General features: G+C 54.5%; 12 protein-coding genes. 6 read left to right on the forward strand and 6 right to left on the reverse strand.

What is annotated here, in order from left to right:
* Nucleotides 1–17: 17 nt before the first annotated feature.
* Together B2R17_RS14635 and B2R17_RS14640 are read right to left on the reverse strand one after the other, a co-directional pair.
* Nucleotides 18–203 (reverse strand): hypothetical protein, encoded by a 186-nt coding sequence (locus B2R17_RS14635; RefSeq protein WP_008662828.1) that lies wholly within the window; start codon nt 201–203, stop codon nt 18–20.
* A gap of 337 nt (nt 204–540) precedes the next feature.
* Nucleotides 541–714 (reverse strand): hypothetical protein, encoded by a 174-nt coding sequence (locus tag B2R17_RS14640; RefSeq protein ID WP_236615367.1) that lies wholly within the window; start codon nt 712–714, stop codon nt 541–543.
* A 253-nt stretch (nt 715–967) separates the two neighbouring features.
* Between B2R17_RS14640 and B2R17_RS14645 the strand changes: the two genes are divergently transcribed.
* Nucleotides 968–2,227: a DUF1559 domain-containing protein gene (locus tag B2R17_RS14645; protein ID WP_008659593.1), complete on the forward strand. Its 1,260-nt coding sequence runs from the start codon at nt 968–970 to the stop codon at nt 2,225–2,227.
* Nucleotides 2,228–2,342: 115 nt separating this feature from the next.
* On the opposite strand, the gene B2R17_RS14650 is transcribed toward B2R17_RS14645, so the two are convergent.
* Nucleotides 2,343–3,521 carry a multiheme c-type cytochrome gene (locus B2R17_RS14650; protein WP_236618377.1) on the reverse strand — a complete coding sequence of 393 codons (1,179 nt, stop codon included), beginning with the start codon at nt 3,519–3,521 and terminating at the stop codon, nt 2,343–2,345.
* Between the two features lie 542 nt (nt 3,522–4,063).
* Between B2R17_RS14650 and B2R17_RS14655 the strand changes: the two genes are divergently transcribed.
* Both B2R17_RS14655 and B2R17_RS14660 read left to right on the forward strand, forming a co-directional pair.
* Entirely contained in the window at nt 4,064–5,257 is a 1,194-nt protein-coding gene (locus tag B2R17_RS14655; protein WP_236618376.1) for a tetratricopeptide repeat protein, read from the forward strand.
* 33 nt (nt 5,258–5,290) lie between these two features.
* A complete protein-coding gene (locus B2R17_RS14660; protein ID WP_286764559.1) occupies nt 5,291–6,595 on the forward strand; it encodes a TAXI family TRAP transporter solute-binding subunit in 1,305 nt (434 codons plus the stop codon).
* Here B2R17_RS14660 and B2R17_RS28415 read toward each other — a convergent pair.
* The 3 genes from B2R17_RS28415 to B2R17_RS14670 all read right to left on the reverse strand — a co-directional run bounded on the left by B2R17_RS28415 (nt 6,540) and on the right by B2R17_RS14670 (nt 8,924).
* Complete coding sequence (locus B2R17_RS28415; RefSeq protein ID WP_414707330.1) at nt 6,540–6,770, reverse strand: DUF1589 domain-containing protein; 231 nt, start codon at nt 6,768–6,770, stop codon at nt 6,540–6,542. The two genes, B2R17_RS14660 and B2R17_RS28415, sit on opposite strands and share 56 nt — an antisense overlap.
* A gap of 230 nt (nt 6,771–7,000) precedes the next feature.
* Nucleotides 7,001–7,966, reverse strand: a complete 966-nt coding sequence (locus B2R17_RS14665) for an ABC transporter permease (RefSeq protein ID WP_286764560.1) — start codon at nt 7,964–7,966, stop codon at nt 7,001–7,003.
* Nucleotides 7,956–8,924, reverse strand: a complete 969-nt coding sequence (locus tag B2R17_RS14670; protein WP_286764561.1) for an ABC transporter permease — start codon at nt 8,922–8,924, stop codon at nt 7,956–7,958. Before B2R17_RS14670 ends, B2R17_RS14665 begins: the two co-directional genes overlap by 11 nt.
* A gap of 582 nt (nt 8,925–9,506) precedes the next feature.
* Between B2R17_RS14670 and dnaG the strand changes: the two genes are divergently transcribed.
* The 3 genes from dnaG to ccoN all read left to right on the forward strand — a co-directional run.
* Nucleotides 9,507–11,729, forward strand: a complete 2,223-nt coding sequence (dnaG, locus tag B2R17_RS14675) for a DNA primase (protein ID WP_286764562.1) — start codon at nt 9,507–9,509, stop codon at nt 11,727–11,729.
* Nucleotides 11,730–11,939: 210 nt separating this feature from the next.
* Nucleotides 11,940–13,643, forward strand: a complete 1,704-nt coding sequence (locus B2R17_RS14680) for a sigma-70 family RNA polymerase sigma factor (protein WP_286764563.1) — start codon at nt 11,940–11,942, stop codon at nt 13,641–13,643.
* 396 nt (nt 13,644–14,039) lie between these two features.
* The coding region (ccoN, locus tag B2R17_RS14685) for a cytochrome-c oxidase, cbb3-type subunit I (protein ID WP_286764564.1) at nt 14,040–15,844 on the forward strand (1,805 nt) is incomplete at its 3' end.

Here is a 15,844-nt window from a genome sequence, read left to right on the forward strand (position 1 = left end):
AATCGCATTTTGGATTCTCACAACTGAACGCGAAACAGACTGGCCAGCTTCTTCCCCAACAACGAAAGAACTGGCCAGCAAACCCATCCCCACCCCAATGCCATCAAGAACACGGTGATGGGATCGATGGTCCACGTCACGGACATTCCCACCGCACACAATGTCATCGACGCCAACAAAATGGCGACGGGAAAGCGAAGCACAAAGAAGACTTTTCTTGGCTGCTATGATTCGATCTCACTTGTTTGCTGGTAGGGGTTTGGAAGCAACACGCCACCATCTGAATTGAGTTGGAACGGGTCCAAACGTCACGCACGCTTCTTCTGTTTCGAACCGCGTGACGAACTCGATCAATCCGTCAACCAACTTGGTTCGCATTTTCCAACCTGAGAAACTAAAAAGCGGAGGTCCGCAAATGCTGACACCCGCTTCTTTGTATGAACAATTTCTTCTGGCAAACTCGGTTCTAGCTGGAGTGACGTCAAGCAATTTCGAACTCAAGTTCGTCGTCGACGTTGCGAGAAATCAGCAGGAACAAAGCTATTGCTGATTCAAAGCTTCTTCCATCGCATCGTTGTATTCGTCTTCCGTCATCCCATCCATGGATGATTCTTCACTGACGGGAGGCGCTTCAACAACGCTACTTTCTTTTTCACAACCAACTGGAATGGAAAACAACAGGGCAGCGACTGCCGCGAGTGCGAGCTTTTGCATGACAATGGATTCGCTTGAGTAAAGAGACAACGTTCGACCAAACGGAACTTCAACAGAAAGTTGTTCGCCGTCTTGTTGAAAATGACCTGAAACCAAACGTCATGGCAACACGCAAATCAACAACAAAGATGCGTAATTTGCATCGTTGCGACGCTCTTTTCTCGCGGGGTACGATTACATCCCCTACAGAGGCGTAAAGGGGCTTGGCAAGCCCGTTCTTCTTTTTCGTTACTTTTCTGAGTGGAGATACCGCATGAAATCCCAAACGCAGAAGTCCGCTGGGTTCACACTGGTGGAACTCCTGGTCGTCATTGCGATCATTGGAGTCCTGGTTGGACTGCTACTGCCTGCCGTGCAAGCGGCCCGAGAAGCTGCACGCCGCATGAGTTGCAGCAACAATTTTAAACAGCTGGGTTTGGCCCTGCACAACTACCATTCCGCATTCAACCAGTTGCCGGTTCAGGGTGGTGGCACGGGAATTGGGCTGCAAAATAATCGATGGTGGCAGAGAGGCCACGATGCTAACCATGAATGCTTGAGTGCATTGGTTGGACTGACATCGTTCTTCGAACAGCAGGGGCTTTGGGAGATGATCGCAAATCCCAGCACATTGACGGTTACCGGTGCGGCACCTCCCGGAAACACGGGACTGACCAATCCACCGCGCTGGCCCGCGATGGGCCCCAACCCGCGGAACTACGCTCGTAATCCAGGATATATCCCGTGGGCAACCGATATTCCGACGTTGCGCTGCCCCAGCGACCCGGGCAAGGGTCTGCCTGCTCTCGGACGAACCAACTACGCACTGTGCCTAGGCGACTCACCTGGTCAACAGCACCACCAAAGCCGAAACGGAAATCTCACACCACGTACGCAAAACTGGGCCATTGGAAACTACAACTCCGTTTCGCGAGGAGTGTTCATGATTCGCCGATCGGCCCGTTTCCGTGATATTTTGGATGGCTTATCCAACACAATCGCAATGGGCGAAATCATCACCGACTTAGGCGATCGAGACAAACGGTCGGCTGCCTCATGGCGCCGTCAAGGTTCCAACGCGGTGAACGACAACCCATTGTTCTGCGTTGACAACAATGAAATTGATCCTGACCGACCACTGTTCTGGTGCAACGGCGGCCCCAACTGCACGGACCCTGCGGTACTGAGTTCCAACAACCACGAGGCTCGTGGTGCCAACTGGGCCAACTTCCGTGCGATGTGCACTCAAATGTTCACAGTCCGTCCACCCAATGCAGAACTCTGCGTGGGCACGTGGATTGACAGCAGTGGCACTCACACTGCAAGTAGCCGACACCAAGGCGGAGTTCACGTCTTGCTGACCGACGGAGCAGTGAAGTTCATCACTGAATCGGTTGACGCTGGCAACCAGAGTGCTGGAGCGGTTCGTCGCAACCAGCCTGGTCCACGTGCACCGGGTTCCGCTAGCCCATACGGTCTTTGGGGAGCACTCGGGACGAAAGCGTCTCGCGAGACGATCGAAATGGAGTTTTAGCTTTTAAGACTCTGATCTATTTCACAACCAGTTTTCAAAGGAGCCTTCTCGAACACTTTCGGGAAGGCTCCTTTTCGTTTCAGATTGTTCAGTCGCGTTTGCAAGCAACATCGTCTCATTCTTCACGGACGCGAATCCAGTGATCGTGAAAGCGAAGGCCCTCATCCATCTCGAGCGGCGGCATATGGCATCCGATGCAGCCGCTGTCAGTAGAAACGCTGCAAACCACATGCTCGGTGTTCTGATTGTCGTGGCATTGGATGCAGGCGTGAATGTGCTGGTCTTTCGCCACCGCTTGTATAGTTTGGTGGGGGTTGTGACAGGTTGTGCATCTCATCTGCCCATTGGATTCCAGATAGCAACGGCTTCGAAGCATCCCGACGGGCTGAAAACGAGCCAGAAGATCCGGATACTCTCGAACTTCGCGTTCGGAAAGATTCTTGGGCAACCGATGGCAATCCCCACAAAGCTGAATTTCTGATTCACCATCCCAATCCTCTCGCCCAACGGAGTACTTCGGCGGCGTGGGCGTATTCCGGGCAACGCGAACGTGTTCGCTACCAGGCCCATGGCATTTCTCGCAATTCACATTCGCAACCAAGCCCTTCACGCTCGCATCCACCACTTCGCCCTGAGTGGTGTGACAATCAACACATCGCTGCAGTGGTTCACCACGCTGCATATCACCAAATAACTCAAGGGCATTGCTCGGGATCTTCTTGGAATGCCCAGGAGTGATGCCGACCCTCTCGTTGTGATAGCAAGTGACCCGATGCTCGATTCCCTCGGTCTGTCCATCGGCTGATGTTGTCAGCGTCAACATCGTTTGTGCATGCTGTCCTGATCCTAGGGCGTACTGAAGCGGAAACGCCTGTTGGCCAAACTCTGCGGGAAGACGCACATACAACGCCTGTTGGTCATCGGCGAAGTATTCGTAAATCCCGTGATTTGCCCCGCCGTCGAACTTCGTGTCGGCAAAAATTTCGGGCAGGTCTGTTTGAGAAACCTGGTGAAACGTCGATGCATGACCATGATTGGCATGCAAATCAAAGTTGGTCTCATGGCATTCGCGACAGACCTTCCGTCCCACGAACTTGGCATCCGCACCGGTTTGATCCGATCGCTTCGCGTCACCGAATTGGGTCAACGAGACCTCCGGATGTTGCAAATCGAATGTACCGATACCCGGCTCATTGCTTGAAATCAACGTCGCTGAAGCCACAACCAAACCAGCGACTCCCATTCCAATCACTCGGATGTTCAATTTGGCAACCACAATTAACTCGAATCGCATGAACGTCTTTGCAAAGCCTAGCCTCTGCTAGCTGACCTTTAAAAAGATTCTAACACTGATCCCACCAACGGTTTGACGACTTGTCGTTCAAGTCGCAACCACAAGACTTTCGTCCGCGTGAAAGCGAGAAGTGTACAATCGAAACCAGGGTTCAGCAGAAACGCCGAGAACAACGAGACCAACGCATCTCGTCTCGCTAAGTCTCGATTGAAAAATACAACTGACAAGTAGGTGCAACGAAGGTGCTGTCGTCTCAACCAAATATGTATCGGAGTTTGATCCTTCGAATTGGAAACGCAATCGCGCTTAACGCTGTCGGTTTGATGAAGGCTTGCTTCGTTTTAGCACCAATATTCTTCATCACAGGCTGCCATACAGAGAACTCTGAATCTGCTTCAAAGCGAGCGGCCTCTACCAAAACAGACAGTCACCGGAACGGGGCGTCTCCCGAAATCGCAGGAGCTACCAAAGAACCAAATCCAGAATCAAAGACTCAGCCTTCCACGTCACAAGTTGATAAAGAAGAAACACCCGAGATCGACGTGTTCACGTTGCACAATGACGCTGCGGTAGCGTTGCAGGCAGACGATCACGACAAAGCCTATCAGCTCGCACGTCAAGCCATGCGTATCGCACCAAGCGACCCGACCTCCGTCTTTCTGATGGCTCGAGTCCTAGGGAGACGCAACCGCTTTCCGGAAGCAATCCAAATGCTAGACAAGCTGGCACTAACCACTCCGGACGCGAGACTTCCTGTGTTGGGGCAGACTGCCCAGTGGATGGTTCAATTTGGAATGTGGAAGGAAGCCGAGCAGCGTTTTCAGACTCTTTTGCAGGAAGCTCCCGACGCGACATTGGTTCACCGCAAGCTTGCCGAGTTGTTTGTCCGGCAAGGGAGAGCTTCCGAAGCAACCGAGCATTTAAAAACACTTTGCAGGCTCGGCGACATAGAAGAAATCGAACTTCGTCATTTGCTTGCTGGAGGACAACCGCTTCATGGTGACACTTCGCTCGATGAGCTTTCTCCAATCGGGCATCGAGGAAAAGCCATGTACGCTATCAGTCGAGAGGAGTGGGAACTGGCTAGAACTGAACTCGAAGCACTTGAATCACGTTCCGCTGAAACGCTATCGATCCTGGGACGCGTCTACGTCCACCTCGATGACAATGATTCGCTGAACAACTGGAGGGAAGAAGCGACCCAAAGTGAATTGCCTGACTCTGAATCGTCTTTTCCTAAGGGAGCAATCCTTGCAGGACAGGAAACTCACGCTACTGCGGTTCGGCTACTATGCAAGGCGGTGTTGTTCGATCAGACAGACAGCGATGCCTACCGTCTGCTCAGCCACTCCTTGTTGGCGGTCGATCGACCAAACGAATCGAAAGACGCCGCCAAGCGATTTAAGCTAATTTCTGAAACAAAGCGTATCGGTCGCGAGATGTCTTTGACCGAAGACCGCGACGACAGCAAGTTTCAAAGCCTGATCGACAGTCTCGACGAGTTGCAGCGTCCCTGGGAATCCTTGCATTGGAGCAGTGTGCGTCTGGCCTATGCAAAAACAAACAACTCACTGACTGAAAACGAACTTGATCGCCTCGCATCCCAGATTAAAGAACGCAGCATCAAACTCAACAGTGAGGGTTGGATCCCAGACCGCCAATTTGTGACTTGTGGGATCGACCTGGATTCTCTTGAGCAGACCGACTCACCAATTGATACACTGCCGCGAAAGTAATCCGTGCGAAGGGACTGAACTGGGTGTTGAAGAATGAGCTGGACAAATTTTCTGCTGGCTCTCATCGGAGGCATCCTTTGCTGGGTGGTATGGATTGTTTTGGCCGATGCCACTCGGACCGATCCGGTGGTGATCTCGACGGGCTCTGAGCAGGGCATCTACTTCCAAGTCGGAAAGGAGATCGGCGACTCGTACATGAATCGCCACCAGGCGATCCGCTGTGAAGTGATCCCGAGCGAGGGAAGCCACCAAAACGTCGCCCGCCTGCAAGATGGGACGGCGGACGTTGCGATCGTGCAGAACGATGCCGTTGCCGATGAACGAGTTCGCAGCTTGGCGATTCTTTACACCGAAGTGCTGCACTTGGTTTGCCGGAAGGATGCGGACGTCGAATGCCTGAATGACCTGACAGGACATTCGACAAGTCTCGGTTCGCGGTCGGGAGGGACCTATTCTTTAGTAGAAGAATTGCTCCGATTCTCCCGGGTCGAAATTCCGGCGGAGCACCAGCGGAACCTGGGGTTTTCTCAATCAGCCGAAGCATTGCGTTCGGGCGACCTCGACGCGGCTTTCTTTTTGGTGGGCCTCGGATCCGAAATCATCGAGGACTTGATCGCGAGTCCTGAATTTGAACTGGTACCGATTCAAATCCGCGCTGTGGGAAGCGAAGGAACCTTCGTTTCAGAGCGGGCATTCATCGACGGATTCCGCACGCACTACCCTCACGCGAAAGTGGCCGAAATCCCGTTGATGTCATACGAAGGGAGCCCAACCGGTCCAATGCCTTCTGTCGGCATCGGTGCCGTTTTGGCTTGCCGTGCCGACTGGGATGAAGAACTTGCCAACGATTTGGTTCAGACCATTTTTGCTCATCGCGCGGTCCTCGGGAGGAAGATCTCACTTCTCAGTGGACTCGACGAACAATCCAGTCAGACCCAATTGCAGTTCCCACTTCATCGCGGAGCGGAGGCTTACTTTCGCAGGAACGAGCCCGGGTTCCTGGCCGAGAACGCCGAGTCGATCGGGGTGTTGATCACGGTCGCGTTGCTGCTTGCCAGTGGCTTGCATGGGATCAAGAAATGGATTGATCAGAGACGCAAAAACCGAGTCGATGTTTACTACGGCCGAGTCCAACAAATCCTCGATTCGATTGGACACCAACGGGTTTCCGATTTTGGCGCCGCACTGCTAGATCTGGAAGAAATCGAGTCGACCACGTGCCAAGAACTGATCGAAGAGCGACTCGATGCAGACCATTCATTTGTCATCCTGCAGAACATGATCAGTCGCTGCCGAGCCGAAATCGAACGAGCCGAAACGGCCACGGGGCGAACCTAAAGGATTCCCAGGGAGGTCGTCGTGTGAGGTGGCGGGGCGAGACACGGTGCCGATGCGTGCCAGCTCGTAGGCCAGGTCTCACCTGGCGATGGTTCTTAGCCAGAGCAACACCGCTCTCGGCATTGAAGGTTGGCTGGACGCCTCGCTTGGTTCCCAAGCATCGGCTCGGTGCCAGGTGAGACCTGGCCTACGACTCGGACGCCCAAGAATCGCATCGGGTAGACTCGTTCGAGCGACCGGCAGCGTCCCGATCGCTAGGTCGCCCGAAACTCATTGCGGCGACAAAGTTCACCCTCGCACTACTTCGTCATAAAACGATGCCTTGCCCTTCGTTGCGAGGCCGATTAGCTATAGCAAGCGGATAACCATCGCGATCTGGAAAGCAGCCCGGTGGCGTGGGCGGGCCTACGAACTGGCACTGCGGTAACTGCTCAGTGCTCGGCGAAAGACCCAACGGCTGAAGGTGACGCTCATCACGGTGGCGATCAACGCCCAACCGACCAACAGCCATTCTTCGTTGGTCCGTGGATCAATTGGCTTGGCCAGCAATCGAGCCGGGACGTTCACGACCACCAACACCGGCACCACAAATGTGAAGAACCCGTACATCGGCGTGCCCCAACCGCGGTTGTAAATCTCCATCGGGTAGCGGCTGAAATTGGTGATGTAGAACCAAAAGTTGTAGAGCGTCTGATTGCGTCCCAACCAAATGCTGGTTGCGGAAAGGCAAATCATCAGGCTGTACATGATCACGATGCCGCACATGCAGAAGAGCACATACAGCACCAGCGAAGTGACCGACGGTATATGCGGATCGACCTCGCGAGTTGCCAGCTTGGTCAGTGCCACCCCCGCGATCACCAGTCCCGCCAGGAAGTTGGCCAGCGATGACCAACTGACCCGTCGAAATGAAATCAAAAACTGAGTGTCGATCGGTTTCAGCAAGGCGAAGTCCAACCCACCCGTTCGAATCAACTCGCTGAATTCTTCCGCGTTGGGCATGAAGAACGCTTGCACGATCGAATTGATGAACCAGGTCGTGGCCAAAAACAAGAAGAACCGTTCACGATCCCAACCCGTGTCCGCTCCGATGGATCCGGTGAACTGAAAGATGATCAGGTAAAATCCGACGTTCATCAGCGTCCAACCGATGCTGCTCAGACATTCGATCACGAAGTTCGCACGGAACGTCATGTCGCGAACCAAACTGTTGCGAGCGAAGGTTCCGAAAACTCGGACATAGCGCATCCACTCGGAACCCGCCTCTCGGTCCGCACTCCCCGCTTCGTTCATCCATTGGTCGTTCATGGCTGGTTTGTCTTGATTCGAACCATCGGTTGCTAGCTTGGATTGCATGGAATCAACCTCCATACCCGCTGTAACGAGCCACACCGCGGGAATAGGACCAGCGACAGACAACGATGAAGAACGTCAGCCAAGCCGCTTCGATCGCCATTTCCATCGGTAAATCTTCGTCGGGAATTTTGCCGAGGAAAACAGCCGCGGGGAAATAAGCGAGGTACTTCAGCGGCAACAAATTGACGAACCATTCAATGCTGTCGGGCAACAACGAAATCGGAAACATGTGCCCCGACAGAAAGAAGCTGAACAACATGTATAGGAACAGCAGCGACGAGACTTCCAGAAACCAAAAGCCGATCATTCCGATGGCGGCTTCGAGGAAAAAGCCGATCAAGAACCCCATCACCAACGATCCGACAAAAGCCGCGAACAAATGCGGCGGCGGGAACCCACCGACGAAGTAGTCGCGGCAAAGAAAGAACACCAAACCGAATGGCGCGAACGCGATCGCGTAGTAAGCGACCTTGTGAGCGATTCGGTTGATTAACAAGAAACCGATCAAGTCGATCGGCTGGATCAAGTAGCGTTTGATTTCGCCTTCGCGAATTTGCAGAGCGATGCCGGATGCCAAACCTGGCATGCTGGAGAATGCTCGAGCCAACATGGTGATCAAGTAGTACGCCACCATATCGCGAAAACCGAATCCGCCAATCTGAACCGCCTCGGTTGCTGAACTAAGCTCCGAATCACTTGCCTCGGATCCACCGACAGCCGACTCGACCATTTGCTCGGCTGCTTCGCTGGCGGCGATCGAATCGTAGATCGCCCACCACAGAAAAATCTGGGTGACGATTGGTAGGAAACGCATCAACGTTCCGAGTGCGAAATCTCCACGGTAAACCAACCGTTCTGACAGAGCGGTGGAGAAGATTTTCTTCCACACTCGCACGCGACTGCTCCACGTCGTTGCGGCGACGTGATGCGAATCCGGATCTGGGTCGTCAAACGACGAAGTTGCGGTCGCCATGAAGAATTACAGAAAAGCTTACGAGGATGGCAGGCGGTCGACGTGGCACCGGCACCGGACAATGGGCCCATTCGCCGTCTCAAACCAAAGTAGCCGAGAGGCGAGAATCTTCCGATGCCCCTCAGGCTGAGAGCCCCCGCCCAGAACGCTCGATCGTGCTAGCAAATCTGCTGTTTGCGATCGACGGCTTCCTCGTTTTTCCCTGAATCAAACGTGATTTGCGAGCATCTGATTCAAAAGAGCTTTCGCGTTCTTTTTTGCCTCTGATTGGTATTGACGCGTCCGTGAAACCGCAGCAAACTTCTCGCATGCTTGTAACGAAGCGGGCAGCCTGCCATTTGGGGAATTCCACCCACCGCGGCTGACACACTACGCTACAGGGATGTAACCGGACCGAAATTTGCCTCGGCACCTCACTTTCCCAGACTTTCGCAGGGAACGTCGAAACGCCGGTCGCTCAGGAAGAGTGACGATCACTTCGCAGTCGCGAAGCCGGGTTGACCGTTCCACTGACCGCATCCAATTTGGATCGGCAGCCGTTGACAAGCCAGCAAGGAAAATCTTGCTCGACTTGCCCGCCGCATGTCGTTTCTGGAGTGGATGTTCCCCGCGTTCGTGCTGGTTGAATTTGTCGCCAACGACATTTTGATCCGGCCTTTTGACAGGAGCGTTCGTTTGTCCCCTTCGACGGACTTCGACGTCAAAGAGCGAGTTCGTGCAGCGACCGACATCGTTGATGTCATCGGGCATGATCTGGAATTGCGTCCGCAGGGCCGTCACTTCGTTGCCCGCTGCCCATTCCACAACGACACGCGTCCGTCGATGACGGTCAACCAAGAACGTCAATCTTGGAAGTGCTGGGTTTGCGACATCGGCGGGGACATCTTCAGCTTTGTCATGCAACGCGAGGGCGTAGACTTTCCCACCGCACTGCGAAGCTTGGCCGAACGAGCCGGGATCGAAATCCCCGAATTCAATCGCGGCCCCAAAACTCAACCGGGCAGCCCCGACGACAAAGCCACCTTGATGAAGGCGGTGGACCTGATCTGTCGAGCCTACTTCGACGAATTGGCCAGCGGAACATCCGATGATGCCAAGATGGCTCGGGACTACCTCGCCAGCCGAGGCATCGATGACAGCAACCGTGAACTATTCAAGATTGGCTTCGCACCTGACTCGTGGGACTTCGCCGTCAATCTGCTGAAACGAAACAAACTCTCCGAAGCGGTCGCCCAAGCCGCCGGAGTCGCGATTGGCCGCGATGGAAAATCTGGTTGCTACGACCGGTTCCGTGGTCGACTGATGTTCCCGATCGACAACGCTCAAGGGCAAGCGATCTCGCTGGGCGGACGAATCATTCCCGCGATCGCCAATCGCATCGCAGAAGCCCAAGGCGATGGGTCCAACGGCGGCGCGAAGTACATCAATGGTCCCGAGACCATGTTGTTCCGCAAATCTAACGAGCTTTACGGATTGCACCTCGCTCGTGACGCGATGCGTGCCGCCGATGAAGTCCTCGTCATGGAAGGATACACCGACGTGGTCGCGACTCGCATGGCGGGCATCGACCACAGCGTCGCGGTGCTCGGAACCGCCTTGACCGCCGCCCACGTTCGCGTGCTCAAACGCTTTGTCAATCGAGTCGTGCTGGTCCTCGACGGCGATGAGGCGGGCAAACGTCGGGCAGAAGAAGTCCTCGAATTGTTCGTCACCGCCGACGCGGACTTGCGAATCCTGACGCTGCCCGATGGACTGGACCCGGCCGACTTCCTCGCACAGCAATCCGCCGCGAATTTGCTGGACATGGCCGGCAAAGCTCCCGATGCGATGGATCACAAGCTGAATCGTTTGACCGAAGGTGTCGATGTCACTCGCGACACGCATCGCGTCACGACCGCGATCGAAACCATGCTGGGCGTGCTAACGAAGACACCAGCCAAAAGCGATAAGACCGAACTTAAGATCGATCAGTTGCTGGTTCGCATGAGCCAAACGTTTGGTCTGCCTGTTGAACGTTTGCAACGACGCCTCGAAACGGTTCGCGAGGAAAACGCAGAACGAGAACGCAAGCAAGCCCGGTACCGCAAAGCCAACACGAGCAACGGGCCTCACGACCCAGCGCCGCCCAACGCACCAACCAGATTACCGGCATCGCAAAAGCCTACCACTCGACCGCCCGCTTCCGCATCAATGGACGACTTCGATCCATTCGCGCAAGCGGCCATGGAAGACGCGGCCGCGTTTGGCATCGACGAAGGCTTTGATGACTACGCTCCATCGACGCCGAGCGACTTTGGAGCATCGAATCATCCAGGCCGGAACTCTGCGAGTGGACCGCCACGACGACAGCCACCCGAACAAGGCACCGCGATTACCGGCGTCGATCGCGAACTATTTGAGATCTTGATCGAGTCACCTGAAGTCGCAGCGATGGCGGTGGAAGCAATCGATCCATCGTGGCTGCATTCCAACACGGCAAAGATGTTGCTGTCCGCCTACCAAGACTTGGATTTGCAGGGCCGCGACCTGGACGTCGACTCCGTGCTTGTCCTGCTCGAGAATGATTTTTTGAAAAATCAAATCATCACTTTGCAAGAACGAATCGAGCAACGCGCCGGTCACGTTTTAGACGAGCCACACCTACGATACACGGCGATCCTGACACGTTTTCGCGAGCGAGAATTTGACGCTGAAAAGACTCGCCAAATCGAAAAATTACAATCTGCATCCTTGCCCGAAGACGAAGAGCTCGCGATGTTAGAACAACTGTTTGCTGCCGAGCGAATTCGGCAAACGCCCCGCTAGGACAACCCTTCCAAGGCCACCACTCAAAGGAGCCTCGACACCCGACCCAACTGAAGCGTTCGCGATTCATGATGAATCGCATTTGAAAAGATTTCAAACACGACACTCACAGTCATTGTTGAACTGAATCACGTGATTCAGGTTCCCGCAAACACCAACATGACTGACCGTTCCACGAAGGAACGTGACCCATAACAGGAGGTTTTTCCGATGCAATTGATGGACCAAGATCTTTCACAACTCATCGCCCGCGGAACCAAGGACGGTTTCCTCACCTACGATGAAGTCAACGCGTACTTGCCCGATGAAGACGTCAACCCAGAGAAGCTGAACTCGCTTCTGTTGGCTCTCGAAAATCGCGGCATCCAACTGATTGAAGTTTCGGAAAAGAAGGCTCGCGACGCCGCTACACGTCGCCCGTCACCCAACGTTCGTGGACTGCGTCCGGTCGACATGAACGCTGACGAAGAAACGCCTGAACAAATCCTGGCAAACGAAGTCGCATCGCAAAGCTTTTCTTCGGCTGACCTGCCAAAAGCCAGCGAAGATCCCATTCGCATGTATCTTAGCCAAATGGCCGAGATTCCGTTGCTGTCTCGCGAAGAAGAGATCGCACTGGCGAAGAAGATCGAAATCACACGCAAGCAATATCGCCGCTCGCTTCTGGAAACCGACTACGCTTTGCGAGCCACCGTCGAGACGCTGCAAAAAGTCCACTCGGGCGAACTCCCTTTCGACCGAACGATCAAGGTCTCGCTGACCGAGCGATTGACCAAGGAACAAATTTCTCAGCGGATGCCGCACAACTTGCGAACGCTGAATGACTTGATCGCCAAGAATAAAGCCGACTTTGAAATCCTGGTTCGACGCAGTGCATCGCCACGTTTGAAAGCCGAAGTCCGCAAGCAATTCCTTCGTCGCCGCCGCAAATGCTTGGAACTCGTCGAGGAACTTTCGCTGCGAAGCCGCCGCGTCACACCGCTGCTGCACCAACTCGAAAAGATCTCCGGCCGAATGACATTCATTCGTGAGCGTCTGGCCGACCTTGGCAACGACGCGATGAGCCGCGACGAAGCAGCCGATCTGCGTCAAGAACTTCGCGAACTGATGCTGGTCACGCAAGAAAGCCCGACCAGCTTGCACAATCGCATGGCCAAAGTTCGCCGCCACTTCGATCAATACGAAGCCACCAAACGCGAACTCAGCGCCGGCAACCTTCGCTTGGTCGTTTCGATCGCGAAAAAGTATCGCAACCGCGGCCTGTCGTTTTTGGACCTGATCCAAGAAGGCAACACCGGCTTGATGCGTGCAGTCGACAAATACGAATATCGTCGCGGTTTCAAGTTCAGCACTTACGCAACATGGTGGATTCGCCAAGCAATCACGCGAGCGATCGCTGATCAGGCTCGCACGATCCGAATCCCTGTGCACATGATCGACGTTCTCAGCAAGCTTCGCCAAGCACAAAAGCGACTCACCCAAACGCTCCGTCGCGAGCCAACCTACGAAGACATCGCCGAAGCAACCGATGTGCCGATCGAAGAAGTCCGCCGAGTGATGGACATCGGTCGTCACCCCGTCAGCCTGGACCGTCCCGTTGGCGAAGGCGAAGACAGCAGCTTTGGCGAGTTCGTCCAAGACAGCGAAACGGATAACCCGGTCCGCATCGCCGCCAGTGGCATGCTGCGAAACAAGATTGACGAACTGTTGAAAACGCTGACCTTCCGCGAACGCGAAATCATTCGCTTGCGATACGGTCTGGTCGACGGATACAGCTACACACTCGAAGAGTGCGGTCGAATCTTCAAAGTTACTCGTGAACGCGTCCGCCAAATCGAAGCCAAAGCGGTCGCGAAGATGCAAAGCCCATCGCGTGCCGAGCGTTTGTCGTCTTACCTCAAACCCGCTGCTTAACACATTCAGCACGCTCACCCTGAACCGGGTGAAATGAAATTCAGAGAGCCTTCGGGGAATCGTCTTGCCCAGACGAATTCCCGAAGGCTTTTTTTGATTGAAACGGCTCGCTGACGTTTCACCTCCACCACCCACATTTCGCGATTTGTGATACAACCCTGCGACAACACCGGCTCGCTGCAGCTCGGGACGATTGGACTGATCCAACGGTGAAATACGTGGCGTAATGTCGCGGAAACCGAAATCTGCAGGTGTTGGTGTGGGTTTTTGGGACGACTAAGTTTTTAATATTGGCAGGTGACCTTCACTGATCACCGATGCCCGTGACGATTGCCGCATGGGTGTTGCCGCATTCGTGTTTGGATGCTGTTCAACTACGGAAATCTGAGGATAGAAATGGCGACTGGTACGCCGACGAACGGTCCGGATGACGCAGCCTTGTCATCGGACTCAGGCACAGAAGAAGTTCGGCTGGAACAGTTTCAATATGACGACGGCATTGTCCGCTTGTTTGCGACAGCCACAATTGTGTGGGGCATCGTCGCAACCCTGGTTGGGCTGATCGTCGCCGTGCTGCTGGTGCTTCCGTCGATCACGGGCGGATTGCCCTGGTTCACGTTTGCTAGGCTCCGTCCTCTGCACACCAACGCCGCCATCTTTGCATTCGCCGGCAACGGCATTTTCGCCGCGGTTTACTACAGCACACAACGACTTTGCAAAGCTCGCATGTGGAGCGACGTTCTCAGTCGCCTGCACTTCTGGGGTTGGCAACTCGTCATTGTTCTAGCGGCCATCACGCTTCCTTTGGGAATCACCCAAAGCCGTGAATATGCGGAACTCGAATGGCCGATCGATTTGTTGATCGCGGTCGTCTGGTTGTTCATCTTTGGTGGCAACTTCTTGATGACGTTGATCAAGCGACGCGAACGTCACATGTACGTCGCGTTGTGGTTCTACATCGCCACGATCGTGACCGTCGCATTGTTGCACGTGTTCAACAACCTGGTCATTCCCGCTGGTTGGTTCAAAGGCTACAGCGTTTATGCGGGTGTCCAAGACGCATTCATGCAGTGGTGGTACGGCCACAACGCGGTTGCGTTTTTCTTGACGACGCCATTCCTGGGCTTGATGTATTACTTCCTGCCCAAAGCCGCTGAACGACCGGTTTTCAGTTACAAGCTCAGTATCATTCACTTCTGGTCGCTGGTCTTCATTTACATCTGGGCAGGTCCTCACCACCTGCATTACACCGCACTTCCTGAATGGGCCAGCACACTGGGCATGTTGTTCAGCTTGATGCTGTGGATGCCTAGTTGGGGCGGAATGATCAATGGTTTGCTGACTCTGCGTGGTGCGTGGCACAAAGTCGCCGCTGATCCGGTGCTGAAGTTCTTCGTCGTTGGCGTGACGTTCTACGGGATGAGCACTTTTGAAGGCCCGATGCTGTCGATCAAATCGATCAACGCCTTCACTCACTACACCGACTGGACCATCGCGCACGTTCACGCGGGTGCACTCGGTTGGAATGGGTTCATGGTGTTCGGCATGCTGTACTGGCTGCTTCCACGGTTGTTCCAAACCAAGATGTGGAGCGACAAACTGGTCAGCCTGCACTTTTGGACGGGGACCATTGGGATCCTGCTCTACATCATCCCGATTTATGCCGCCGGCCTGATGCAAGGTTGGATGTGGCGAGCCATGGATGACACGGGCCACCTGATGTACCCGGACTTCATCGAAACAACTCAGTCCATTGTCCCACTGTGGTGGCTGCGAGTCGTCGGTGGCGTGCTCTACGTCAGCGGTATGTTGATGCTGGGTATCAATTCCATGATGACTTGGATGGGACGCCCCGCCGAGTATGAAAACCCGGTCCATACTGCACCGCGTTTGACCAAGACCTACGTCGACCACACGCCTACTCCGACCAGTGCGATTGACGGTGCTCCTGTGCTGGAGCTTGGTAAGAAGGTCAGCGTTTGGAGCCAGATGGGATGGCACCGACGTTGGGAACGGTTGCCAGTTCGCTTCACGGTCTTCACCACGATCGCCGTCGTGGTCGCCACTTTGTTTGAGGTGATTCCGACGTTCTTGATCCGGTCCAACGTGCCGACCATCGCGACGGTCAAACCATACACGCCGTTGGAACTAGCCGGACGACACATCTTCGTCTCGGAAGGCTGCTACAACTGCCACTCGCA

It is taken from the genome of Rhodopirellula sp. UBA1907, from assembly GCF_002337565.1.
GTDB lineage: Bacteria > Planctomycetota > Planctomycetia > Pirellulales > Pirellulaceae > Rhodopirellula > Rhodopirellula europaea.